The 25644-nt window shown below is 45.9% G+C and carries 18 protein-coding genes and 1 riboswitch; of the genes, 8 read left to right on the forward strand and 10 right to left on the reverse strand.

Annotated elements, in window-relative coordinates:
- Positions 1–159: 159 nt before the first annotated feature.
- The 4 genes from AYJ58_RS20070 to gbpA form a co-directional block, all read right to left on the reverse strand.
- Positions 160–1644: an OmpA family protein gene (locus AYJ58_RS20070; protein ID WP_232790836.1), complete on the reverse strand. Its 1485-nt coding sequence runs from the start codon at positions 1642–1644 to the stop codon at positions 160–162.
- 422 nt (positions 1645–2066) lie between these two features.
- On the reverse strand, positions 2067–4223 hold the full coding sequence (locus AYJ58_RS20075) for a S46 family peptidase (protein WP_106651449.1): 2157 nt from the start codon (positions 4221–4223) through the stop codon (positions 2067–2069).
- Between the two features lie 295 nt (positions 4224–4518).
- Positions 4519–5694 (reverse strand): aromatic amino acid transport family protein, encoded by a 1176-nt coding sequence (locus AYJ58_RS20080; protein WP_198555708.1) that lies wholly within the window; start codon positions 5692–5694, stop codon positions 4519–4521.
- Between the two features lie 566 nt (positions 5695–6260).
- The gene (gene gbpA / locus AYJ58_RS20085; RefSeq protein ID WP_198555533.1) at positions 6261–7706 is read right to left on the reverse strand and encodes an N-acetylglucosamine-binding protein GbpA; all 1446 of its coding nucleotides are present in this window, start codon (positions 7704–7706) and stop codon (positions 6261–6263) included.
- A gap of 122 nt (positions 7707–7828) precedes the next feature.
- Positions 7829–7928: riboswitch (cyclic di-GMP riboswitch) on the reverse strand.
- Between the two features lie 411 nt (positions 7929–8339).
- On the opposite strand from gbpA, the gene AYJ58_RS20090 reads away from it, so the two are divergent.
- Positions 8340–8894 carry a TMEM165/GDT1 family protein gene (locus AYJ58_RS20090; RefSeq protein WP_106651452.1) on the forward strand — a complete coding sequence of 185 codons (555 nt, stop codon included), beginning with the start codon at positions 8340–8342 and terminating at the stop codon, positions 8892–8894.
- 111 nt (positions 8895–9005) lie between these two features.
- Here AYJ58_RS20090 and katB read toward each other — a convergent pair whose 3' ends face one another.
- From katB to fkpA, 6 genes are all read right to left on the reverse strand, one after another.
- Entirely contained in the window at positions 9006–10481 is a 1476-nt protein-coding gene (katB, locus tag AYJ58_RS20095; RefSeq protein WP_106651453.1) for a catalase KatB, read from the reverse strand.
- A 339-nt stretch (positions 10482–10820) separates the two neighbouring features.
- Positions 10821–11063: a YgjV family protein gene (locus AYJ58_RS20100; protein WP_106651454.1), complete on the reverse strand. Its 243-nt coding sequence runs from the start codon at positions 11061–11063 to the stop codon at positions 10821–10823.
- A 110-nt stretch (positions 11064–11173) separates the two neighbouring features.
- Positions 11174–11611: a PaaI family thioesterase gene (locus AYJ58_RS20105; RefSeq protein WP_006080418.1), complete on the reverse strand. Its 438-nt coding sequence runs from the start codon at positions 11609–11611 to the stop codon at positions 11174–11176.
- Positions 11612–11717: 106 nt separating this feature from the next.
- On the reverse strand, positions 11718–12173 hold the full coding sequence (locus AYJ58_RS20110; protein WP_106651455.1) for a hypothetical protein: 456 nt from the start codon (positions 12171–12173) through the stop codon (positions 11718–11720).
- Between the two features lie 111 nt (positions 12174–12284).
- A complete protein-coding gene (exeM, locus tag AYJ58_RS20115; RefSeq protein WP_106651456.1) occupies positions 12285–14897 on the reverse strand; it encodes an extracellular exonuclease ExeM in 2613 nt (870 codons plus the stop codon).
- 619 nt (positions 14898–15516) lie between these two features.
- Positions 15517–16290 carry an FKBP-type peptidyl-prolyl cis-trans isomerase gene (gene fkpA, locus AYJ58_RS20120; protein WP_106651457.1) on the reverse strand — a complete coding sequence of 258 codons (774 nt, stop codon included), beginning with the start codon at positions 16288–16290 and terminating at the stop codon, positions 15517–15519.
- A gap of 154 nt (positions 16291–16444) precedes the next feature.
- Between fkpA and AYJ58_RS20125 the strand changes: the two genes are divergently transcribed.
- The 7 genes from AYJ58_RS20125 to AYJ58_RS20155 all read left to right on the forward strand — a co-directional run bounded on the left by AYJ58_RS20125 (position 16445) and on the right by AYJ58_RS20155 (position 25559).
- The gene (locus AYJ58_RS20125; protein WP_106651458.1) at positions 16445–17395 is read left to right on the forward strand and encodes a WD40 repeat domain-containing protein; all 951 of its coding nucleotides are present in this window, start codon (positions 16445–16447) and stop codon (positions 17393–17395) included.
- A 9-nt stretch (positions 17396–17404) separates the two neighbouring features.
- Positions 17405–17617 (forward strand): SlyX family protein, encoded by a 213-nt coding sequence (locus AYJ58_RS20130; protein ID WP_106651459.1) that lies wholly within the window; start codon positions 17405–17407, stop codon positions 17615–17617.
- A 65-nt stretch (positions 17618–17682) separates the two neighbouring features.
- A complete protein-coding gene (gene def, locus AYJ58_RS20135) occupies positions 17683–18240 on the forward strand; it encodes a peptide deformylase (RefSeq protein ID WP_106651460.1) in 558 nt (185 codons plus the stop codon).
- Positions 18240–19643 (forward strand): COG3014 family protein, encoded by a 1404-nt coding sequence (locus AYJ58_RS20140; RefSeq protein ID WP_106651461.1) that lies wholly within the window; start codon positions 18240–18242, stop codon positions 19641–19643. The genes def and AYJ58_RS20140 overlap by 1 nt, the downstream gene beginning before the upstream one ends.
- A 69-nt stretch (positions 19644–19712) precedes the next feature.
- Positions 19713–20306 (forward strand): penicillin-binding protein activator LpoB, encoded by a 594-nt coding sequence (gene lpoB, locus AYJ58_RS20145; RefSeq protein WP_006080406.1) that lies wholly within the window; start codon positions 19713–19715, stop codon positions 20304–20306.
- A 249-nt stretch (positions 20307–20555) separates the two neighbouring features.
- A complete protein-coding gene (gene pepN, locus AYJ58_RS20150; protein WP_106651462.1) occupies positions 20556–23189 on the forward strand; it encodes an aminopeptidase N in 2634 nt (877 codons plus the stop codon).
- A 477-nt stretch (positions 23190–23666) separates the two neighbouring features.
- On the forward strand, positions 23667–25559 hold the full coding sequence (locus AYJ58_RS20155; protein ID WP_106651463.1) for a methyl-accepting chemotaxis protein: 1893 nt from the start codon (positions 23667–23669) through the stop codon (positions 25557–25559).
- Positions 25560–25644: the final 85 nt, after the last annotated feature.

The raw sequence follows: 25644 nt of genomic DNA on the forward strand, positions 1-25644 counted from the left end.
AGACAAGTGGCGAATGCCCTCAAGCAGCTAGCCTCAATTTGAGACAAATGCCCGCGCGCACAATATCTGCCAATGAACGCCTCTGAAGCTAGAAACGCCCGAGTCATCTCAGGCGTTTTTGATGGAACGAAGATAGCCTTTCAAGCTGATAACCTTGAGCTACTTTTTATCCGAACGAAGCACTAATTCCACTCTGCGATTCAGTTTTTGTCCGGCGTCATTAGTATTGCTGGCGATTGGGCTGTATTCACCGTTACCGTGGGCGGTTAATTGGGCCGACGGAATTTGAAACTCGTCACTCAACTGCTTAATCACAGCTGCGGCGCGCCGCTCCGACAGGCTTTGATTGTAACTCCGCTCACCCTTGTCATCGGTATGTCCGACCACATAGAAACTCAGTGCCGGATTCTGCTTAAGATAGCTTGCGAGTACGTCGAGTACAGGTTTGGACTCAGGCAACATGCGCTCACTGTCATAATCAAACAGCAATCCCTCCAACGTCGCCTTGCCAGTTTGGCTAATCGCATCGGTCAAAGCATTGAGGTCAATCGCCACTCGATCATCCTTTAGAGTAGAGAGTTCCATTACCCTGAGGGTAGTATCGGCAGGCATGCCATCGAAATATCCTTGGGAATAGATATCGAAGTAAACATCGCCCTTTGCGTGACTCAGCTTAAAGAGCTGATACTCCTGCCATTCGTCCTCTTTATCGTCTTTGATTAATTTAATGGCATTAATCAGGCTATCATCGTCGCCGCAGGCCGTGCCTTTACAATGGAATACCCGCTCAGCCTGCAGTTTTTGTGCTGCGGCGGCATAATTACTGTTGATTTCAAACAGGGAATAGCTGTCAGGCATCTGATAACTTATTTGGGTAAGCTTGGCATCCAGCGATTGAGTTTGATAATCGGCGCCCGAGAACCCCACCAATACAGGCACTTGGGTAAAGTTAGTTTGTTTGTAACTTGTAATATAACTGCCGGGCATGCGCCCCAACAAAGGATGGTCTGCCGCTCCTTGAGCATCGTCACTACGCCTATCTTTAATCTCAACCTCTTTCGGCGCCTGCTGTAAAAAGTCACTATTGGCTTGGATCAAATCCAGCGGCTCAGGAATAGCGTCGAGGATATCGACCTGCAGGTAGGTATATCTGTCCTCACGGTTGACGACATAGATACTGGCGTAAACCTCACCGCGAGTACCTTTCAGTTTTGCCGCCACGTAAGCACTGTGATAGTCGGCATTCACACTTTTAAGCGGCTTTAGCTGAGTTTGCATCGCTTGACCATCACCGCAGCTGGCGGCCTGACAACTAAATAACACTTCAGCATTCAGCTTTTTTAGCTGTGCCAAATAGTTATTGATTACATGTTCAGGACTATACCCCTCGGGCAACTCAACGCTTTGTCGAGTCAATTTGCCTGATACAGGCAACAGAGTGAACTTGTCACCATTCACTGCGGTGATAAGTTCAAAGGGCGTAAAGTGGATGCGCTTTTCATCAGGCGATTTGGCATCAGGGAGGGGGCCGAACAATAACACCCTAACGGCTTTTGTGTATGGCAGCGATAGTATGCGGGCCAAGCAAAGTCGCACTGTGTCAGGCAGCACAACATCCTGTTTAACGGCCAGTTCGCCGTCCATGGTTCTCGTTCATAAGCTCAGAAACTCTAGGCTTCTATTCACCGAGTCGGCGAGTCAATGCCATGGCGAGCCTATATGCGTGGATACCTGCCAATGCTAACCCACTAAAAATCTAACTAAAGATGCAGGTCCTCCGGCACTACTTTCCAACACATTTCAGTCTAAAAAATATGTTGCGTATATATTTTCAATCCACTGGTTACGCTAATGCTAAAAAGGTGAGCTAATGCCGTGGCGCGCCTATCTTAACAGCCGTCAGCAGGCCATTACAGCTACAAAAAAAGCGATAAACCCAGTGAGTTTATCGCTATTTTGTTGTCTTGTTATTTCAGTATTCTTAAAGCACTAAATCGCACTTGAATGCTGATAATCCAAATTCACTATACCACTACAGGCCGCACCATCGCTGGTGCGGCAATAGATTACTTAACGATTTCCATCTCGGCTAATAGATTGTCGGCATGATCTAAATACTTCATTACCCACAACATATAGCGGCTATCCACTTGGATAGAACGGTTGATGTTATCGTCATATGCCCAGTCGCCGATAATGCTTTCATACACCCCATCGAACAGCAGACCGACTAATTCAGCGCGGCCGTTTAGGGTGGGTGAACCTGAGTTACCGCCGGTTGTGTCTAACGTCGACAGGAAGTTAACCGGTACAGAATCGATGGCTTTCACATAGAAATCACCGTATTGCTTCTGCTTGATCAGCTCTAACTCTTTCTTCGGCGCATCGAATGGATCAACACCTGTGTCCTTTTGCACTATGCCTTCAAGGCGAGTGAATGGCACAGCCACTAAACCGTCTTTTGGCGAGTAGCCTTTCACATGACCCACAGTGACACGCAGGCTTGAGTTCGCATCGGCATACACAGGTTTACCTTGCTCAAGATTGTAGGCAATGATGGCATCCATGTACTGCGGACGCACTTTCATCAGCTCGCCATCCAGTTCTTTTTCTTTCTTTTCTTCTGCCATATCTGTGTCATACATAGCCACGGCGAATTGAATGAAAGGATCTTTAGAGGCTTTAAAATCGGCAACGGATTTATCCATCCACGCCAGACGCACGTCTTTTTTGCCTAACTCAGTTTTGGCGTACATTTTGTCTAAGGTTTTCGAAAGCTTAGCTTCGCTGAACTTTTTATCGATACCAAAGGCTTTATCCAATGCGGGTAGACGTTTGTCCTCTGGCAGTGCGGCGTAGCGTTTCAGCATATCGAACAACACAGCTTTATCGACGCTTGGCGCATAACGACGGTCGATACGCTCCATGCTCGCTTTGAGGCGAGTCATATCACGCTCTTGGAAGCCAGGTTCACGCTGCATATCCGGCAGTTGTTTCTCGTTCGCTAAGCGATACAAACTGCGCGCCGTTGGCAACATTGTCGTGCTACCTATGTAGCTTAAGATCATGTCACGCTCTTGATGCGCTTTACTCTTGGCAATTAACGCGTCTAATTCCGCTAAGGTTTTACCGTATTTCGCTTCACGGCCGCTGTCTTTAGCGATCCACGCTGCAAGCTCTGCTTCGCGGGCTTTACGATCCGTCAACATGGTGGATTTGCCATAAAACTCGATCATCGAGGTGAAGTTTTTCGCGTAATTTGCAAGGCTAGCAATTTGACTCTCGTACTTAATGCGTTCGTCACTGCCCTCTGGCGCGGTATCTTTAATGATCTCAATAAAGCGCTCGCGCAATAACTTACCTTCAGGATAAGCCCACTCGAATTGATTTTGTACTTCATTGGCGGTGCGATATCGGTTGGTGCGACCTGGGTAACCAGCCACCATGACAAAATCACCATCGCTCACGCCTTTAGCCGATACTTTTAAGAAGCTTTTTGGCTCGTATGGCACGTTATCGCTACTGAAATCGGCAGGTTTGCCCGCTTTAGACACATAGGCGCGGTAGAAAGAAAAATCGCCTGTGTGACGTGGCCACATCCAGTTATCGACGTCGCCGCCGTATTTACCTACACTCGCGGCTGGGTTATAGACTAAGCGAACGTCGCGGATTTCCAGTTGTTTAACCAGATAATATTCAAGGCCGCCGTGGAAGCTATACACTTGGCAACGGTAGCCGTCTTCTTTTTCGCATTCAGCTACTAAGGCTTTTTCTTGGCTTTCAACGCCTTGATAGAAGGCACTGCCCACTTTGCCTTCGAGCCCGCCTTTTACGCGCTCGGTCACATTGGTCACATCTTCGGTCACATACACACGTGAGCCCGGTGTGGCAGGTAATTCATCGGCGAAGGTCTTAGCTAAAAAACCATCTTGCAGCAGGTTTTTTTCTGGGGTGGAGTTGTATTGAATCGCACCATAGGCACAGTGATGGTTAGTGACCACTAAGCCTTTTGGCGATACGAATGACGCAGTACAGCCACCAAGGCTGATCACGGCGTTCATTGGGAATTCGGTGAGTTTTGAAATCGATTTGGCATCAATTTCTAGCCCTTTTGCTTTTAGCTCATCGGCCATAGCAGGCAGTTGATGGGGCTGCCACATACCTTCGTCAGCCTGAGCGCCAAAACTGGCGGCTACGGCAACTGTGAGTAACCATTTTTTCATTGTGTTAAGTCCGTTTTATGTGAATGAAGCCACGCGCAAGCTGGGCCATGTTCTCGTTTTAGTCGTGTTGTTTTTATCTTAAGTCACTGTATTAAAAACCAGCATCACTCGCTTTAAAACCTAAAAAGCAAAAAGTCAGGCCGGGGCCTGACTTTATCACATCGGATACACTCTATAACAGACTCGGAAAAATTCGCTTACAAAGCAAATACATTCCATCAGCTACATTCCATCAAAGTTACCCCGCGGCGTTCGCTACAAAACTGACGCTAGCCACGGATTAAATACTAAGCCGCTAAATAGCAACAAATAGCTGGGCCCCCACAATCACAGCGCCTAACAAACCTGCCATCACTAAGCCTATAGAACCACCCGACACTTGATAACCGCTCGGTTGTGTTTGACGTTGACGCAATGCCATCACGATTGGCAAGAAGATGATCATCACCACCAATGGCACGGCCGCGAATCCCAGTACCGCCACAAAACCTTCTGGCAGATACAGAGCACATAACACTGGCGGAGTGAAAGTTAACAACCAGGTCTGTATACGGCCGGCAAACGTCTCTTTAGCACGGGTTAACTCGGCGACAAAGTCATACAGGCTTAAGGTCACCCCGAGGAATGAGGTCACTAAGGCTAAATCGGCGAATAACGAAATACATTTGCTGATCCAAGGCGTATGGGCAATATCCTGCAATGCCGTCACCAGTGACGGTAATGAACCTTCGAAACCACTGACTTCATAGCCACCGACTGTGCCTAGGGTCACCAACAACCAAAGCACATAACAAGCCAGTGGAATCGTCGAGCCGATTAACAATACCTTGCGCAGTGAAACTGCATCGCCATCCAGATAACGCACTAAAGTGGCGATACAAACGTGGAAACCGAACGAAGTAAACACTACGGGAATCGCCGCCATCCAACTGCTGGTCATCGACTCGGCAATCGCGCCCGTTGCCATGCTGGCAATACTGACTTCAGGCAGGAGAAATAACACCACAACCACCAGCAGTAAAATCATTAACGAAAACAGGAAGCGGGACACTTTATCGACCCAAGCTACGCCAAGCGCCGCAAATCCACCCAGCACTAAGGTAAACAACAATACCGCAGCTTGATTATCGAGCACGATATCGAACATGTTCTTCGCTTTAAGCACTAATAACGAAGAACCACCAGTGAGATAAGCCGCGGTCAAGGCAAACAATAAACTCAGGAAAGAAGCTCCTTGAATAATTTGACCTTTTTTACCCAGTAATTTACCCGTAATGGCATGCACGTTATCGCCCACGCCAGTGCGTAAGTTAATTTCGAGCATCAATAATGAGGTATAGGCAGATACGCCCCAAATAACAACGAGTAATACTAACGCTGGAATAATACCTAAAGCCGCGGTGGCTAAAGGTAAGGCTAACATACCTGCGCCAATGGCCGTCCCGGCAACGATGGCGATCGAGCCTAACATTTTTGAATTCACACAATAGTCCTGTTCAATGATTAATTATTATTTTATTTGAGTAAGATTTGAACCGATAAAGCCTTGCGTCTTAAATCGAAATAAGCAACACATCACTTAAAGCAGCTTCAAAAAGCATCCAATCGGATCTCATTCCTGCAGATCAATTGGCCCCAATAGCTTTTGAATATTTCAACCCAGTAGCCATTGAGGCTAACTAAATCGGTTGCATAAAAGTGGCATGACTTTCAATTGTGATAATCCTAATAACAACATAGGTAAAATAGATAGTTTGGGACATTAACAGAGCCAAACCCAGTGGGCAAGCCAGTTGTGAACAAAGATAAGTCGCGCACTGTACGGTAACAACTTAATAGCGCTGTGATAAACGAAAACATACAAGCCAACAAAATCGCTACCTTTGTCGGAAATACGTGGGATGCCGCATTGTGGATGAATCGGGATAAAACGTGTATTTTGACCGTCGCGAGCGCGCTGAATATGGGCTTAAACATATTCGCTGTGTTTAAGCCCAATCACATCATGTTGAGAATCGATTAACTCAAGATGTTAATTTACAGCTCAGTCCACGCCATAGTCCAAGAAGCGCCAACACCTGGCTCAAATCCTGTGGCAGAAGCCGACCACTGCATGCAATAGCCGCTATAGGGGAATGGCTTACATTGATACACTTTGCCATTTTTAGGCTGTAACACTGTAGTGCCCGCAACGTAACCTTTCACCCCTTCAGGGAAGACAAAATCCGCTTCTGGCGCTGGTGCTTGATCCTTTAAGAAAAGATCAAAGTTCTGCTGAATAACATCACCTTGTTTAGGCTCAGCTTTAACCTGCAAGTGATAATGCCCTGCTTTAGGCGCAACCACGTCTAACACTAAACTCGCACTGGTATTATTAACGGTTTGGCTGACAAAACCCGCAGCCGTACCATCGTGGCTAAACAAATACGCAGACACTAACATTTCGGCATTGCTGGTGACGTCAAAACGAACCTGCGCCGCGCCGTCGATAATTTGATAATCGTCGGCAAGTGAAGTGACCTCTAAGCTATTGCCCGGCGCGGGCGCCAGATCAAATCCCACTTCGACACGCTCAATACCTGAAGTTGTCGCAGTAAAAATGTCGTTTTTGCCATACACAGGCTCAATCACACCTGATGCATTTTTTTGTCCCGCTTTTAACTGAGACTGCTGGGCATTAATCGCGCTCGCTAATAGGAAAGGCCAATTTTGTTTATCACCTTGAGTCGCATCGTTAATGGTAATCACTGTTTGCTTAGCCGGTTGCTCACCATTGGCATCGAACACTCGGGTCATCACTTTATCGCCCGCCTTGAGATCGAGTGACGGATTGATATCGCCCACATCGAGCCATTCACCCGGTACGACAGGACCCGAGCCTAAATTCACATCGATAGCATTGTAGAAACTATTAGTGGTATCACCCACTTCCCACACGGCCAAGATCACTTGATAACCGCTGCGGCCTTCTGGCACATAGCAGTCATGGGTCACTAACTTAGGCGGCTGCACCATGCCACCATCGACTACGCAGAATGGCGCTAAGTCAAAGCTCGCACGGCTTAAAGCTTGGTTTTGATTCCAATCTTGGCGGGTTAAATAATAACGCCAATTACGGGTGACATGATTGGCAGTAAACTGCCAACTGAACTTATTCCAGCCCGCTTTGATATCCGTCTTGGACCAACGACTGGGACTCTGTTCATCTAAAGGTGAGAAAGCACCATTACCCGCACTGGCCAGTTTGCCATCCTCAGGACCTGATTCAGGAAAACCCGATGGTCCTTCAACGCTTTGAGGTTCCCATTGCACCGCGCCACAGTTGGCATTGTTGCCGGTTTTACAGGCATAGGAACGTGACTCTGGCGCCACAACATAACCATGTGCCTGTGCAGAAATACTCACAAACGCATTGGCTGCCATCACTGCGGCGGCCAATAAACTCAATTTAGAAACAGGGGAAAAAACAGTAGGATTTGCCACTTTAATGCACTCCATTTGCACCCATCTTTGCCAGTATTGGCTTGGGCTTAGGTATAAAAGTGGTATTTGGGCAAACAACAGCATTAAACAGCAGTCGTTTATCTTTCACAGAAATCGAATTCTGCGGCAACTCCGCTATCTTAGTTCACTAAAAAATCCATTTACAACCTTAGACCGGAAGCTTTGCGTCCTAACTTTTCAATTAGTTTGCCAAATACGGTAGGTGTCATCGAATCACTACGAGTTAACAATATGTAATCAGGTAGAAATGACTTGGCTAAATTAGCAACAAAAGACAACGCTGTCAAAAAAATAATCCATTTATATTCATATAATTACAGAATGTCGCGCGGTATTATTCTGACACCCGTCAAACATTCATTCATGCCTACTGTAATAAACTCGTGCTTGAAACCGAAATTCACTTAGGTATAATGCCCACCTCGCTTCGGGGGAGTAGCTAACTGGATGTCGAACCATCGTCATCTAGGGTGAACATCAACATACTTGGCCACACGCCATGGTGTTCACAGCAAATCATCGATTTGCCCAGCAAGACCTGAGCACAATAACTGCACCTAGGGGTGGACGGTTTATTGTGCTTATGTCTTAACCACCCCTAAAGGATCACACTTGGAAGCCCTACTTGCCTCAACCTTTACGGTTGCTATTGCCGAAATTGGTGATAAAACTCAATTACTTGCACTAATTCTTGCCGCAAGATTTAAAAACAAAACCGCCATTATTTTAGGTATTTTACTGTCGACATTATTTAACCATTTTGCCGCAGCTTGGATTGGCCAATGGGCGATTAACTGGGTCAGCCCAGATCTTGCCCGCTATTTAGTTGCCGCGTCCTTCTTCGCGATCGCTCTTTGGGTGTTAATCCCCGATAAAGTCGATGCAGAAGAGAGCCGTTTCTACAAAATGGGTCCCTTTCTCGCCACCTTTATCCTGTTTTTCATCGCCGAGATGGGGGATAAAACCCAAATCGCAACGGTAGTGCTAGCCGCAAAATACGATTCATTAACTATGGTGGTTGCTGGCACAACCTTAGGCATGCTGCTTGCCAACGTACCCGTAGTGATCGCAGGCCACTTCAGCGCCGAAAAATTGCCTATGTTGTGGATACACCGTGGCTGCGCCGTATTGTTCGCACTGTTAGGCGTAGCAACACTACTGTTCTAGATCATTGATAATATTGAATTAAGGCAACAAAAAGGCCAGTGATAAACATCACTGGCCTTTCTACTTACAACGGTTGTATTGAGATAAACAGTGTCGACTTAGAAACGCAGTTTATAGGCCTAATGCCGTTTTAATCCGTTGACCGTAATCCGCATCGGCTTGAGTAAAATGCGCCACCATACGTTGCTGCACATCTAAACTCGCTTGACTTAATGAACCCGAAATTGTTGCCACTAAGCGCGCTTTCTCCGCTTCAGAGAAGATGCGATACAAATTACCCGCTTGGGTATAATCGTCTTGGTTATAACGACTGTAACGCGCCGCTTCACCTTCTAAACGCAATGGTGGTTCGCTAAAGTTTACTGGCTCAACCAAGGCATCAGCAGTGCTGTTCGGGCCATAGTTTGCCGAAGCGTCGCCACCGGTTTGGCTACCATGGTAAGGGCATTGTGTGCCCGCCATCGCACCTGCACGTTGATGATGATTTGCCTTAGCGGCATGCGGGCAGTTCACTGGCAATTGATTGTAGTTAGCACCAATGCGGTAACGCTGGGCATCGGCATAGGCAAATAAACGCGCTTGTAACATCTTGTCAGGTGAAGCCCCGACGCCTGGGACCAAATTGCTCGGCGCCAATGCCACTTGCTCAACTTCGGCAAAATAGTTTTGTGGCAGACGATTCAGTTCTAATACACCAATCTCAAGTAATGGATAGTCGCTATGCGGCCAAACCTTTGTTAAATCAAATGGATTGATATGGTAAGTATTGGCATCTGCCTCAGGCATAATCTGCACATTAACCGTCCAACGCGGGAAGTTACCATCAGTAATCGCCACCACCATATCGCGCTGCGATGAATCGGGATCGATCCCTTTTAATTTATCAGCCTGTTCATTGGTTAAGTTGACCACACCTTGCTGGGATTTAAAGTGGAACTTCACCCAGAAACGCTCGCCCTTGGCATTCCACAGCGAGAAAGTGTGTGAACCATAACCGTGCATTTGACGGTAGTTCGCCGGAATACCACGATCCGACATCAAAATGGTCACTTGATGCATAGCTTCAGGATTCAATGACCAAAAGTCCCACATAGCCTGCGGATCTTTTAAGTTTGTCTTAGGATTACGCTTTTGCGTATGGATAAAGTCTGGAAACTTAATCCCATCTCGTAAGAAAAAAGTCGGCGTGTTGTTACCCACGATATCGTGATTACCACGGGCAGTATAAAAACGTAAACCAAAGCCACGTGGATCGCGCTCAGCATCGGCTGAACCCATTTCGCCACCTACAGTCGAGAAACGAATAAAGGTTTCGGTTTGCTTACCAACACCATTGAAATGGTCGGCAATGGTGTAATCGCTTAAATCTTTAGTCAGGGTAAATGTGCCGTAAACGCCAGTACCTTTGGCATGCACGATACGCTCAGGGATACGCTCACGGTTGAAATGGGCTAACTTTTCAATTAAATGCCAATCCTGTAATAGCAAAGGACCACGTTCACCCGCCGACAGTGAGTTTTGATCGTCGGCCACTGGGGCGCCGTTTTGGCTCGTTAAGTACTGACTTGTTTGATGTTGTTGACTCATGCCCTGCTCCTTAGTCTTGATTGCTGGTTAACCAGGTTTCAATTAAATCGTAAATGGTGGCCATGGTTTATCTCCTTGGCTGGCGACGTGTTATCGATGGAGCAAGAATAGAGAATCGCCAACAAAGAATAAAACGATTAAACTAGATTCATGCAATCTACAAAAAAGATTAAAAGGAATATAGCAAAGTCGATAAACGATTGCGCGGACTCACAGCCAATGGTCCGCTCACATCACTAAGGTGCGGCTGAAAAACCAAATGGCTGCTCGCAGGGATGAAGCAGATTACTGTAAAGCTGAGTGCGGTACAAAAAAGCAGAGAAAGATAATGCGCTGCCATTAACTGGTGGGTGAGTCGGCTTCGCGGTAAAGCTTAACCAGATAATAAGTGTCTATCAGTACGATAAAAAAGTTAACTAAGGCAACAGGATAAGCCCCAATTGCCACACCGTAGGCCACAAATAAAGCCGCACCAATGAGATTCCACCAGCGCAGTTTCTTAATGTTTGACATCATCAGTGATATTGCAACAACCACTGAAGCTAAATAACCAACCCATTCCCAAATTGTCGCGTTATCCATATCCAATCCTTATTCATATATTATTTAAATCAAACGATTGATACGCCATTCACACCACAGGAAATAGGCTGGGCTATTGCACTTAGCACTTAGCACTTAGCACTTAGCACTTAACGTTTAACGACAGCCGCCGTCATCCGTGAAATACAAGTCAGTTCACCGGCGCTGTTATGGATTAACACTTCCCATACAGAGCTGCGTTTTCCTAAATGAATAGGCTTAGCCGTGGCGGTTAATAGCCCATTACGGGAAGCCCGTAAGTGGTTAGCGTTAATTTCTTGGCCGACACAATAGTACTGCTCAAAATCCACCGCAAAGTTTGCTGCATAGCTGGCAACGGTTTCAGCAAGCGCAACATTCGCGCCGCCATGGACTATCCCCAAAGGGTTATGCACCGCAGGGCTCGCTGGCATAGTGGCCTTCATGTAATCGTCGCCAATCTCACTGATCTCAATTCCTAAGGTCTGCATCAAGGTGCCTTTACCGCCCATACCGGCATCTAAACGCGCGCAATCCTCTAACGTGACAGCTCTAAACCAAATACTCATTGCAACTTCCTAGTCAATAAAACCAATCAGCAGTTTACTGCGAAGTGGATGAAGTTCAACTAGTTTTACGCTAAGCCAGTCCCGTCAATCTCAGCAAAAATAAGACTCAAACTAACCATTGTTTAGTGATACTCAACCGACTAAACCAGACGAGAAACAATCCCCAGAACACCACCACACTCGGCATGATTAATGCCTCAGCCCCCAGCACCACAGCTGCTTGTTGAATGCAAAACACATAGCTCATTTGCAACAAAACCGCGATAAGTGAGGCAACCAGCACTTTATAGGCAAGGGATTTTCGTAATAACAACAATAGGCAGCCCAAAACGCCCGACACCACAGCAAAGCCAAATACCGCATCAACTAAAGCCGGCGTGGTCTCATAGAGTTTGATTTGATCTGGATTCATTTGCGCCAAGGCATCCGGCGTCATGGTCATTTGGATCACAAAGGCCATCAGCCCCATGATATTCCACAATAAACTGAGCGTTGCGACAAAGTAAAACCACAGTGGCGCCTTCGCTTTAATGGTTTTCAGCGGATTTGAGACTGTATCCATACTCACTCCTAATAAAAACTGAAAAAAAACAGCTAAAAAAGGGATGGCGAACCATCCCTTCATTTCAGTCTAGCTCACAAATAACACTTGTGAGCGCACCCGTTACACAGGTTAACGGCGACGACGTTGTAAACCAAACAAAGACATCAGTGCTAAACCTAAATAACCCAAAGCACCGCCATCATCTTTAGGCGTTGGCTCAGGTTTTGGTGGCACAACCGGCGCTGGGTAGCTTAAGGCAACGATCACAGGATCGTGGTCCGATGCAGAGAACGCATTTTCAGATTTAGCCAGATCCCCAGAGAATTTCTTACCGTATTCAAACAGGTTAGATTCCACTGAGTTGATATGCCAATCTTCAATATCCACTAAGCGCTTAGCTAAGCTAGCATTGGCTAAAGCATGGTCTAAGTTACCTAGCTCGCCGTTATAGCTATAAGAGAAAGTGCCTGTACCGTGGGCTTTTGTGTTCAAGTTGATCAGGCCATAACCTTTTTCAATCTTGCTGCCTTGGCGTTCAAATACTTTGCCATCGAGCGTTGTCCACGACGCGGTCATGATGTCACGATCTGACTTGCTCGCATCAAAGTCGGTCAACACGCGAATAGGATCTTCCATACCGTAGGCATTCATATCACCGATGATCAGTAAATCACCCTTCACGTCTTTTAATGTTTCACCCAAAACTTTGGCAGCTGAAACACGGAAAGCATTACACTTGCCCTGTTGATCAGCAGGATCAACCGACTCTTCAAAGTTCGCCCAATCCTCTAAACAGCCTGATCCTTTAGATTTTAAATGGTTAACGACTACGGTCAGCGACTCATCATGGATTTTAAAGGTTTGCGCTAAGCTGTGACGTTGGTAAGCATCGTTACCTGGATTTGTCTCAGTTTTGCCATCTTTAGTACGAGTCACGCTGCCGGCACTGGCATGTTGCTCTGGAGTATCAATAGCTTGCGCTGCACCCGCTAAGGTCACTTTGCCGCCGCGGTATAACATGCCGACAGTGATAGCATCAGTGCCAAAGTACTTACCGTCATACTTGTCGGCATCGGTGATTTCAACAAAGCTATAAGCATTTTCAGGGGTTTGTTTCTCGTTCAGTGCATCGACTAAGTTCTTAATCGCACTCTTCTCACCAAAACCGTTGTTAGCAATTTCCATCAGGCCGACGATATCAGCATTCATGGCTGTAATAGCGCTAACGATTTTAGTGCGTTGTAAAACCATTTCTTCAAGTGTTAAGGCGCCACGATTACTGCCTGATGGATTAGCATCACCACCATCAACATCGTTAAAGAAGTTGAGCACGTTAAAGCTAGCCACACGTAGATCGCCCTTAGTGGCGACGCTTGGGGCATCAGTTCTGTCATCACCACGGATAAAATCACCCGCTGTAATAGTGTTAGTTGCCACTAAACGATAAGCGCCGTAGCTGTAACCAATCACACCTTGCAGGTTAGTCAGTTGGTCGCCCACACGGATATAGCCAGTTTCCACATTGAAATCAGGGAAATATGGAATTACACCATTTGCAGGTTTGTAATCAGATTCGATAAAGAGTTGGTTTTCGAGGTTAGATTTAACTAACGCAGTCGCTTCAGCAGAAAGCGCGGGATAAAGCTGTGTCGACTTCATTAGCGGTTCTTTATAAGACACTAACATGTTGTTGCGACGGCCAGCGTAATCATAGCTGAAGGTACGGCTGATCTTAAGATCGCTGCCCGCATCCAAAGCCACATTCATGCCTTCATAACGCTCTAATGCTTGCGCTAAGGTTTCGCCATCGGCGACATAGAAAGGCGCGGCAACAGGGACTTCACCCTTAGCGCCGACTTCAAATTTCTTATCGGCTTTAATATCGATTTGAGTTAAGCCAAAGTATTCTTTCACTTTACCCTGCACACACACTTCAACCCCAGGTTGAATTGCTTCAGGCGACGCTTCACCTAAGAATACAAACACACCATCAGAGGTATACGGTGAGTTATCACCTTTCACTTCTTGCAGATAAAAACCTTTAAACAAGCTTTCGCCACGGGCAGTCACAACACCGCGCACTGTCACTTCAGCCTCAGACTCAAATGCACCTTCTGGTACAAATGGGCTCGACTCGCCCGCACCTTGTACTTGATAAATAGGCACAATTTTAGCGCCGCTGCAGCTAAAAACAGGTACTTCAGGCTCAGCTGGAGCTTCTAGATAACCTAAACCTGAGAAGGTATCTTTAGGTAATTGTTCCCACTGGGCGGCATTAAATACAGTATTCGCCACTAACGCATCTAATTTACGTTTTAAAGTAACGTCTAATCCCCAACCCGCAGGAGTAGGCACATCGCCAATAATATCGACAACCGCATCATCTTTAACGAGTGCGACCGCATCACCACCATTAAAACTTAAACTGCCAGAGTAACTGTCAACACCTTGGTCAAGCGTGATCACAGCGCTAGAATTTAAAATCACTTTAGTCGTTTTAGGCGCAATGGATTGGCCATCTAATGCCACCATATCTGACGCAACAGTTGCACCATCTTTATAACGAACCAGTTTATAACCCGCGAGATCAATTGCCGTATCGCCGCCGTTATAGAGTTCAATCGCTTTATTGTTTGAGCTACCTTCAACATATTCGGTAATCATCACATCAGCGCTTGCCATCATAGGTAAAGCCGCTGCTACAGCTAAAGAAATAGCCGTTAACTTATTAACATTATCCATATCATCAACCCCATTATTATAATATTGCCGCTAACTTCTATTAACGTGCGGGCGGATTATTTCAGAGTTGAATGCGTAAAAAAAGAGGGCAAGATCGCACATTACCAATGTAACACATTGATGAGTAAATGATTATGGACACAGCACTGTTCACACAGAAGAACAAGGTAATAATTCGAAAGTATTAGCCAAATAAAAACAAACAGTAAGAGTAATACACTCAAGCTCAGCCAAAGCACTGGCGAGTACAAATAATAACCAATATTTTAATGTGATATTTTAATGATTTTTATCGGTATGCAATACCCAATAAAATGTAAAAAATGCGGCGCTTTAAAAGATAGTAGATATCATTAAAACGTAATTTAGCCTTCATTATTTTGAAATAAAACCAACGCTAAAGCGAGCTAGCGTTAATGATTAATACCATCCATTGTAATAGCCGATAGAGATTGATGATTGCTATATAAAATTAAACATGAGTTAAGGCTGTAAACCTTGTATAGCAAGGCAATAAATTAAGCATTAAAACTATAATGTGATTTTTACAGACAAAAAAATACCGCTCATTTAGGAGCGGTATTTCACTTACTGCGTAATAAACGCGGCAGTTAATTCATTACTTTTTTGCTGCTGGTTCAGCGGCTGGCGCTGCAGATGCTTTCTCAACTGATTTCAATTCAACTTCAAAAATCAGTGTGGAATTGGGTGGAATAGTACCAGTGTCACGCTCGCCGTAGGCTAAGTTTGCAGGAATAACAAACTTGTACTTAGCGCCAACAGGCATTAATTGTACGCCTTCGGTCCAGCCTGGGATCACGCGATTCAGTGGGAACTTAGCCGTTTGACCACGTTTGTATGAACTGTCGAACTCAGTACCGTCGATTAACGTACCTACATAATCCACTTCTACAGTGTCTTCAGCAGCAGGTTTTTCGCCAGTACCAGGTGTTAATACTTCGTATTGCAAGCCTGATTCAGTGGTTACTACGCCAGTCTTAGCTTTGTTTTCTTCAAGGAATTTTTTACCATCTTCGATATTCTTAGCAGAAATCGCAGTGGCTTGTTCCTGACGTTTATCGTTTAACTTTTTATCTAGACCTTGAAGAATGGTTTGCATTTCTTCTTCGGTTAATTTTAATTGGTCATTCAGACCATTAGTGAAACCAGTGACAATCAGAGTGCGATCAACTGGCAGGCCTAATTCTTCTTGCTCTTTGATATGACCTGACATGTAACGACCGATTGAAGCGCCTACACTGTAAGCTTCTTTTTGAGCTTCTGTCGTTAATTCAACACTTGTACTCACAGCAGCTGCTTTTTCTTCTTGATTACAAGCAGATAGGCCAATAACGGCCAATGCAACTAACGATAATTTATAAATCGATTTCATTAAAGCTTCCTCAGCATCCTCAAGCGGTTACAATAACCTAAGCGTGACAACTTTATACTAGTTATCTCGGTTATACCAACTAGATTCTTTATGGGTTAACAGTGATTAATGTCACTTGATCAAGTCTAAAGACAGCAACTTAGGGAGCAAGTTCATGAAGAAAAATCTACTGCTGGTAATTTGCACAATTTTTCTGACAGCTTGCCATCCTAAAGCAGAAGACATTAGCGTTCTCACCACTGAACCTAGCTATAGCGCAAGCCTATCAAGCAATGGACAATTCGCCTTAGTCGCCACCCAAAGCAGTGGAGTCCAATACTGGGATCTCAGCACTCATACACTAAAATACCAATGGATACATGGCGATATCAATACTGGCGTCACAGGTACAGCGATTTCGCCCAACGGACTATTTGCAGCATCGTTAAGCCGAGATTCAGTTGCCATGTGGAGAATAGCCGACGGAAAATCCTTGGGTTGGTGGTCCTTGCCATCATCCGGTGAAAGCGTGGCGGTAGCCGATAATGGCGCGCTACTCATTGGCTTAAATGATGGCTCCGTCATGTCACTCAATGCCGCCCAAAGTGCCTTAATCAAATTTCTGGGACATAAGGATCGCGTCAATAGCGTTTCACTCTCCGCAGATGGCCGTTTAGCATTAACGGGGTCGAATGATATGCAGGCGATTCTTTGGCAGGCGCAAACCGGTCAGCCGCTTCATACTTGGACCTTAGGCAGCCGTATCACTAAAGTGGCGCTTAACGACAGTGGTACGCTAAGTTTTACCAATGGCAGCACCAATGAAGCAAAGATATGGGATAACACCAGCGGCAAGCTTTTAAATCAGTTAGATATTACACGTCGTCAGATGAACTTTTCCGCGGTGCGGTTTATCAAACAAGACAGCCAGATATTAACGGGAACGCCGGCGCGGGAAGTCATACTGTGGCAACGCGACTCGGGTAAAGAAATCGAAAAATGGCAGGTTGCACTCACTAAAAACAGCCAAAATCGAGGAGCCGTTGTATACTCTGTGGCAATTCGAGATACCAATAAAGTCGTTAGTATCAGTAGCCAAGGCTTAGTTGAGACTTGGCAGCAATAGAGGTTAGTCATGCAAGGCGTACAAGCACAGATTGAAGATCTAGAAACCAAATTGGCTTTTCAAGAGCTCACAGTCGAAGAATTAAACCAAGAAGTGATCAAATTAAATCGACTCGTGGCTCACCAACAACACCAAATTCACTTACTGATTGGTAAGCTACAAGATATGGAACCAAGTAATATGGCGACTCAGGCTGAAGAAACACCGCCGCCACATTACTAAATACTGACGCTTTAAAATAAGACTTTGATTAAAAGACGGTTACCGCAAAATATCCAGGGAATGCGATGTTTAAACATTTGATGCCAAAACAAACCCCGCCTTTATTACCCATAGCGTTAGTGGGTGAAGCTATCCTAGGGCAGACTGCAATTACAGTGCATCATTTCGATGCCGAGCTCGCGCACCTTGCAGAGCAAATGTCTGCCAGCATGGAACCCGCCGAAGGCGTTGGCATCGCGGCGCCACAGGTTCACAGTCCCTTAGCTTTATTTATTATGGCTTCTCGACCTAATGAACGTTATCCCGACGCACCCAATATGGCGCCTGTAGTCGTGGTTAATCCGCAAATCATTCATGCATCGAGTGACTTAGTCGGCGGCGAAGAAGGTTGTCTGTCCGTTCCCGGCCAAAGATTTAACATACTAAGACATCAAGCCATTGAAGTGCGCTACCAGAATTTACAAGGCGAGTGGCAACAGGCCGAATTAACAGGCTTTATTGCGCGGATTTTTCAACACGAATTTGATCACCTACAAGGGATCACCTTACTCGAGCGTTCACGTATGCCAGAACAGGCTCAGTCGATTTCAGCCAAGTCCATCGAACAAGGTGAAGCGCAATAATGAAACTGTCTTTGGTTACACCTTTATCTCGCGCGTTTATCGCACCCGCTTTGGCAATGGGGTTGGTGTTAAGTTTATCGGGCTGCGCCTACAACAGTATTTTTATTAATTACCCTTCACAGATTGAACCGCTCAAACAAGAGTTGAATAGTGCAGCTCCCTTGGCTGGTATCGACAAACTTGCCAGCAATATCAATGGCAACGATGGCCTACTCTATGCTCAAGAAGCGGGCCGTATTGCTCAAGTCGCCGGTGATTTTGCGGCCAGTAAAAAATACTATCAACAAGCGGTCGATGCTTATACCGCCTTTGATGATAAGGCCAAAGTCAGTGTCAGCGACCTTGGTGCCACAGCCAGCAGCTTAGTGTTAAACGATAATGCGATTCCGTACCGAGGGCCAGGGTATGAACGCATCATGCTGCACCAATACCAAGCGCTAAACTATTTGTTTAGTGGCGATTACCAAGGCGCTTTAGTCGAAGTTCGTCGCAGTAACGAGTTACAAAGCAGCGAACAAGAGCGTTATCAAAAATCACAAAAATCAGTACAAGCCATGGCGAACGGGACTATCGATGCCGAGGTCAACAAGCTAGGTCAAGCCGCAGGCACTGTGACGAGTTCTTTCTTAAACGCTTACAGCTATTACACCACAGGCGTACTACATGAAGTGCTAGGTGAGCCAAACGATGCCTATATTGATTATCGTAAAGCGGCACAAATCACCCCAAACAACACCTATTTACAGCAAGATCTGGTGCGCCTCGCCAAACAACTTGGCATGCCACAATATGACGAATTTAAACGCCGTTGGGGCGATGCTAAATTACCTAATCCCAAAGATGGCCAAGTGATTTTGATGGTCGAGCGCGGTTTTGTTCCGGCCAAACAGGCACTTACAGTGCCTTTTACTATCCATGGCAATTGGCAAACCGTGTCGCTAGCCACTTACATGCCAAACAATACTTTTGTGCCAGAGACGCAAGTGCAAGGTTTAGGTACAGTGCTGAAAACTGAACCTATTGCCAATATTGATGCCTTAGCCATCACAGCACTCAAGGAAGATCTGCCCGCAACCTTGGTTCGCCAAGTCGCAAGGGTCTATGCCAAATCCGAGATGGCCTATCAGGTTGAGAAGAGTGGCAGACCCGGAAACAATGCCGCCGATATTGGCAGTATTGCGATGCAGATTTTTAACGTAGTAACAGAGCAAGCGGATCGCCGTAGTTGGCTGACGCTGCCTAAACAAGCACAGATCGGGCGGCGTTATTTGAGTGCGGGTGAGTACACTTTGCAGTTAGATAAAGCGCCACCGGCAAAAATTGACGTTGCAGCAGGCAAAACCACCTTAGTCTGGGCAATTGATACTGGTAATTACACCCGAATTTATTCAATAATCATTTAGCCTAGCGGTTGTGGTATTTGAATAAGACGAGTGTCATTAAGTTTATACAATCACAAAATGGAACTGACTATGAAACAATTTAAACTGATTTTTGTGCTGGCTGCCGTTATGGGTCTGGCTGCATGTCAATCTAAAGTCGAGTATGGCGATGCCACCGAAGTTGAAACCGTCAATGAGAACTTTGGCTCAACGGATCTACAAGCTATTGCAGCCAAGATGGTGGATAGTATGATGACTTTCCCTCCTATCGTTGCCATGACAGCTAATAGCCGTCCGATTTTATTTGTCGACAGCATCAAGAATAAAACCTCAGAGCACATTGATACTGAGTCAGTTACTGATTCTATCAGCAACAAACTACTGCGCTCAGGCAAGTTCCGTTTTATCGACATGACCAAAGTAGACTCAGTCCGTAAGCAACTGGATTACCAAAACAACACTGGCATGGTTGATCCATCAACCGCCATCAAGTTTGGTCGTCAAATCGGCGCGCAATACATGTTATACGGCAATTTATCTAGCATAGTGAAGCAAGACGGTAGCACTAAAGACGTGTACTACAAGATGACAATGCGTTTAATGGATTTAGAAACAGGCTTGATTGAATGGTCTGATGAAAAAGAAATCCGCAAGATGAAGTCTAAGTCTTTCTTAGGCATGTAATTGTCTCAGGCGCTGACTGTCGCCAAACAGAGTTTCCAATAAGCCAGCTGAAATGCTGGCTTTTTTTTTACATTTTTAACATTGGTTATCCTAGGCAAATAAGGTAGTGTACTCGGCCAAAATACACTGCAATGATACTGGCTCAAATCGGCGCTGGCACGGGGGATCATTTGCCACTTAGGCAACTCCTGACACCCGATATTGAATTCAATATTCAAGCAGAAAACAAATTGTTGAAGGATTGAAGTTGTGAACTTGTTTAAAGCCAGTTTTGTTGCCCTTGCCTGCGGCGCACTGATGTCGTGTGCCACCCAAAGCACGCTCAATACGGGTCCACGTGACGCCAGTGCTTACATTAGCCAATACCAGGCCGCGCTGCGCTCGCAGGTTATTTCCGATGTTCGCTATGAATTGGATTTTCAGCTCACAGGGGAAGCCGACTTTTCCGCCACCTCCAAAGTGACCTTTCAGTTAAGCGAAATACCCAAACAGCTGAGCTTAGATTTAAACAAAGCACAGATAAAACGCTTTATGATCAATGGCACCGCCGTATATCCCAATTACAATGGCGCTTACATTAGCTTAAATACGCGTTTACTCACCTCAGGTGAAAACACGGTTGAAGTGCAGTTTACTCGTCCTCACAGCACCAACGGCGAAGGTTTGCACCGATTTAAAGATCCGGTCGATGGCAAGGTCTACCTCTATTCGCACTTTGAGCCCGCTGCCGCGCAGCAAATGTTTGCCGTGTTTGACCAACCAGATATCAAAGCCAACTATCAGATTACGGTCACAGCACCTAAAGATTGGCAAGTGATTAGCACTATGCGTGAAAGCCAAATCACTCCAGCAGGCGCATACAACCGTTGGACCTTCCCTGATACGCCGAAACTCAGTCCGTATAACTTTTCTATGCATGCGGGTCCCTACCACATGTGGCAAGACAACTCGGGCCGCTATCCAATGCGCCTGTTCGCCCGTGAATCTGTGGCTAGCCAAGTCACACCGCAGGATTGGTTTAACTATACCAAACAAGGATTAACCTTCTTCGATAACTACTTCGGTATTCCATATCCCTTTAAGAAATACGATCAAATTCTAGTGCCTGATTTCCTCTATGGCGCGATGGAAAACGCAGGTGCTGTCACCTTTTCTGAAGATCATTTCCTCTTTAAAGCGGCCATGACAGCAGATCAAAAGCAAAACTTAGCCGGCGTTATCATGCATGAAATGGCGCATCAATGGTTTGGCGATCTCGTTACCATGAAATGGTGGAATGGCCTATGGCTTAATGAAAGCTTTGCCTCCTTTATGGGCACGCTAGCCACACAAGAAGCGACCGAATTCACCAATGCTTGGCGCAGCTTCTACGCCAAAGGCAAACAAAAAGCCTATGAGCAGGACAGCTTAGTCACCACGCATCCGATTGAAGTGCCAGTGGCAACAACCCAAAACGCCTTCGACAATATCGATGCGATCACTTATCAAAAAGGCGCATCAACACTAAAACAACTGCGCCACTTGCTGGGCGACATGGTGTTTCGCCGTGGCGTCAGCAATTATTTAAAACAATATAGTTATCAAAATGCCGAATTAGACGATTTTATCAATAGCCTAGGCAAAGCCGCTGGTCGTGACTTAAGCGCATGGACTCAAGAATGGCTCTACAGCGCGGGCGTTAACACCATCAAGGCGGAATATCGCTGTGAAGCTAACCGCATCAGTGACTTTAGTCTGCTACAGCTCCCAGCAAGCACTGAACTACCAACATTACGCGAACAAAAAGTCCAAGTGGCCCTCTTTACCCAAGGTCGCTACGATTTACGCCATGACGTTACTGTGCCTGTCACGTACAAGGGTGAGCGTACCGAAGTCAAACAACTGATTGGTGAGCGCTGCCCTGACTTAGTCTATCCAAACTTTGATGATTGGGGTTTTGTGAAAGTCGAGCTCGATGACAAATCCTTTAACACTGCAAAACAGCAGTTGAGTAATGTGTCAGATCCACTGCTGCGCTCTATGCTGTGGCAAAGTCTGTGGGACAGCGTTCGCGAAGGTAAATTGAGCTTAGATCAATACCTAAGCACAGTGTTTGTTAACGCGCCTGCTGAGACGGACTACACGATTGTCGGTCAGATCATCGATAGCATGTTGCGCTCGAAGCAGTATCTCGCACAAATCGCACCTATTCAGCAAAACTACGCAGAGAATGCAGTCAAAGGCTTAAGCCAGATGAGCCTTAGAAAAGCGATGGAAAGCAAAGGCGATAATGACTTCCAACGTATTTGGTTCGATGCGTATGTCAGTTTAGCCAGCGACAGGGATTCACTGCGCCATCTAGCACAACTCGTTGACGGCGAAACAAAAATTAAGGGATTAACTTTAGATCAAGATTTGCGCTGGGCGATTATCACCCAGCTCAATCGCTATGATTTCCCTAACGCGCAGCAACGTTTAACCAAAGAAGCGGCCAAGGATAATTCGGACTCTGGCGAGAAAGCAGCGCTTGCGGCGCAAGTGATCCGCCCTGAGGCCGCGGCAAAACGTCGCTGGCTAAGTAAGGTCCATCTAGACAGCCTGCCTTTCTCCAAGCAACGTATTATTATGCAAAATCTTTATCCTGCTGAGCAGAAACTATTAAGTGCAGCGACTGCGGAAGAACGTTTGGCGAGCTTAATGGATATGGACAAAAAAGGTCCCGTATTTATGCGTAACTACAGCCACTTCCTCGTTCCTACCGATTGTAATTACAATAGTATAGCAGCGCTAGACAAGGTACTTGATCGTCAAACGGGATTATCAAATATCACTCGCCGCAATCTATTAGAAACCCGTCAAATGGAACAACGCTGCGTGTTGATCAAAAGTAAAATGACCCAATGATATTTAAGCCATTTTAGAATTAAAAGGAGCTTCTAGAAGCTCCTTTTTTGTGCGGTAATAGATGGAAGCTAAGCTCGAAACATAACAAAAAGTAACGCAAACAACTTAACGTTAAATAAACAAGCTAGCATTCTGAATCAATTAATCGCAATCGAAAAACGGTAACATAGTTAATTATATCGTTAGCGAGAATCGGTATGTTTTAATGGCTTAGTGACGGTAAATAATGATATTCGTCATCTGTAAAATATTATTTTCTCTTCTATTCAGTCTTCTCAGTTTATCGAGTAAGCATTAATAATAAATGGCTTACCTAATCGTTATTTACATAAAAATCATGCCATTATAAAGCGACTGATTTATGGGCGTCATGTCTAAATTTATTACTATAATTTCTCAATGCTTTAATGTTTTGTCTCTTACAGCCGCTATACTAAAACAACGTTAGAGCGCTAACGGAATATAAAGGAATAGATTATGCGATCGACACTCAAAACACGACTGCTGTTTAGCAGCCTCTCCGCGGTACTGATCACTATTGCTGTACTCGTAAGTATCTCTAGTTATTTCATTAGAAATAATGCGTTAGAAAACACTCAACATGAAATTGACCAACTGGCGAATACCTTTTCATCCGGTATTGGTCAATGGATGCAAGACAGAAAAATGGCCATTACCAGCCTAAAACAAGCCATTGAAGCCGATCCGAGCAAAAACGTCACCCCTCACTTACTGCAAGCGCATACGGCGGTTGACTTTGCCCTCACCTATTATGGCGACGAGCAAGGCAACATGTATCGCCAAGATCCGTCTCTAAATACCGCGAATTATGATCCCCGCGTCCGCCCTTGGTATATGGACGCTAAAGCCGCCGGTAAAATGATCATGACGGCGCCCTACGTCAGCGCCACACTGAAAAAACAAGTCGTGACCATTGCCGAGCCTGTGATGGGAGCAGGACAGCTGATAGGCGTAGCCGCAGCAAACTTAACCATAGATCAATTAACCGATGCGGTGCAGCGCCTAGAAGTGCCGGGCGAAGGTTATACCTTGATGGTCGATACTGCGGGACTCATCATCAGTCATCCCAATAGCCAGTTCAATACCCAGCAACTCACAAAAATTGATAGTAATTTTAGCAATAGCTGGTTATCACAGCGCACCAATGCCAATACCATGGAAGAACGTACCCTAGATGGCGCCACTAAGTTAGTCTATGTTGCGGCGATACCCTCGACGGACTGGGCGTTGATTTTCGTGATGGATAAAAAAGAAATTATGTCTCAGGCCACCGATCTTGCCTGGTGGATGTCGGCCGTAGGTGTCGCCCTATTAGTACTCTTTGGTTTGATTTTAATCGCCATTTTCAAAATCCAATTCAAAGATCTCGAACGCGTTGCCCAAGCACTCAATGATATTGCCGAAGGTGATGGTGACCTAACAGTGCGCATTCATACTGCCAACAGTCACGACGAAATTGGTATGTTAGCTTCGGGCTTTAACCGCTTTGTGGAACGTCTCCATGGCATGATTTCCCGTATGCACAAGATTGCCGGTCAACTTGAGCATCAGGCCCAAGGCAGCAGCGCTTCGGCCACGGACAACAGCCAACGCATTGAAGTCCAACAAGATGAAGTGACTATGGTCGCCACGGCTGTCACCGAAATGGCCAGTGCCACCGAAGAGATTGCCAGCAATGCCGAGCACACAGCACAAACGGCGCAAAATGCAGTCGGGCTTTCGAATCATGGCCACAAACAAGTCGCCCAGAGTCAGCAATCTATCCGTAATTTAGCCAGTGAAGTTGAAACTGCCGGCCGAATTATCGGTGAGCTGAATGAGCACTCACAGAAGATCAACAGTATTCTATTAACAATCAGTGGCATCGCCGAACAAACCAACTTACTCGCACTTAACGCGGCCATTGAAGCCGCACGAGCGGGTGAACAAGGCCGCGGTTTTGCTGTGGTTGCCGACGAAGTGCGTGTACTGTCACAACGCACTCATTCATCGACCCAAGAAATTCAAGCGATGATCGAAACCCTCCAACAAACCGCCGGCAAAGCTGTTAAATCTATGACTCAGAGTCATGAAATGGCAGAAACCAGTGTGGCCGACGCTAATTCCGCCAGCGAAAGTCTGTTGCTGATCAGTAAAGCCATTAATGATATTTCGGATATGGCGAGCCAAATTGCCACGGCAGCTGAAGAGCAAACTTCAGTCACCAGCGAAATCAACCGCAATACTGAGTCGATTCGTGAAGTGTCGGAGAATCTCTCGATTGAAGCGCAAACCTCTATGGTGCAAGCGCAGGAACTCGCCCACTTGGCGGCGTCATTACAGCAGGAAGTCAATCGCTTCAAACTGTAGAGTCATCACGATTCTATACTCTGATGCCGTAAAATCGTTCCAGACAATAATGCCCGCCAATGTCACTGACATTGACGGGCATTTC

The sequence above is a fragment of the Shewanella sp. Pdp11 genome (assembly GCF_002838165.1).
Lineage (GTDB): Bacteria > Pseudomonadota > Gammaproteobacteria > Enterobacterales > Shewanellaceae > Shewanella > Shewanella hafniensis.

Coding starts and splice junctions, on each gene's coding strand:
- AYJ58_RS20070 (WP_232790836.1), bottom strand. CDS start 1,644: ATGGACGGCGAACTGGCCGTTAAACAGGATGTTGTGCTGCCTGACACA.
- AYJ58_RS20075 (WP_106651449.1), bottom strand. CDS start 4,223: ATGAAAAAATGGTTACTCACAGTTGCCGTAGCCGCCAGTTTTGGCGCT.
- AYJ58_RS20080 (WP_198555708.1), bottom strand. CDS start 5,694: ATGTTAGGCTCGATCGCCATCGTTGCCGGGACGGCCATTGGCGCAGGT.
- katB (WP_106651453.1), bottom strand. CDS start 10,481: ATGAGTCAACAACATCAAACAAGTCAGTACTTAACGAGCCAAAACGGC.
- AYJ58_RS20100 (WP_106651454.1), bottom strand. CDS start 11,063: ATGGATAACGCGACAATTTGGGAATGGGTTGGTTATTTAGCTTCAGTG.
- AYJ58_RS20105 (WP_006080418.1), bottom strand. CDS start 11,611: ATGAGTATTTGGTTTAGAGCTGTCACGTTAGAGGATTGCGCGCGTTTA.
- AYJ58_RS20110 (WP_106651455.1), bottom strand. CDS start 12,173: ATGGATACAGTCTCAAATCCGCTGAAAACCATTAAAGCGAAGGCGCCA.
- exeM (WP_106651456.1), bottom strand. CDS start 14,897: ATGGATAATGTTAATAAGTTAACGGCTATTTCTTTAGCTGTAGCAGCG.
- fkpA (WP_106651457.1), bottom strand. CDS start 16,290: ATGAAATCGATTTATAAATTATCGTTAGTTGCATTGGCCGTTATTGGC.
- AYJ58_RS20125 (WP_106651458.1), top strand. CDS start 16,445: ATGAAGAAAAATCTACTGCTGGTAATTTGCACAATTTTTCTGACAGCT.
- AYJ58_RS20130 (WP_106651459.1), top strand. CDS start 17,405: ATGCAAGGCGTACAAGCACAGATTGAAGATCTAGAAACCAAATTGGCT.
- def (WP_106651460.1), top strand. CDS start 17,683: ATGTTTAAACATTTGATGCCAAAACAAACCCCGCCTTTATTACCCATA.
- AYJ58_RS20140 (WP_106651461.1), top strand. CDS start 18,240: ATGAAACTGTCTTTGGTTACACCTTTATCTCGCGCGTTTATCGCACCC.
- lpoB (WP_006080406.1), top strand. CDS start 19,713: ATGAAACAATTTAAACTGATTTTTGTGCTGGCTGCCGTTATGGGTCTG.
- AYJ58_RS20155 (WP_106651463.1), top strand. CDS start 23,667: ATGCGATCGACACTCAAAACACGACTGCTGTTTAGCAGCCTCTCCGCG.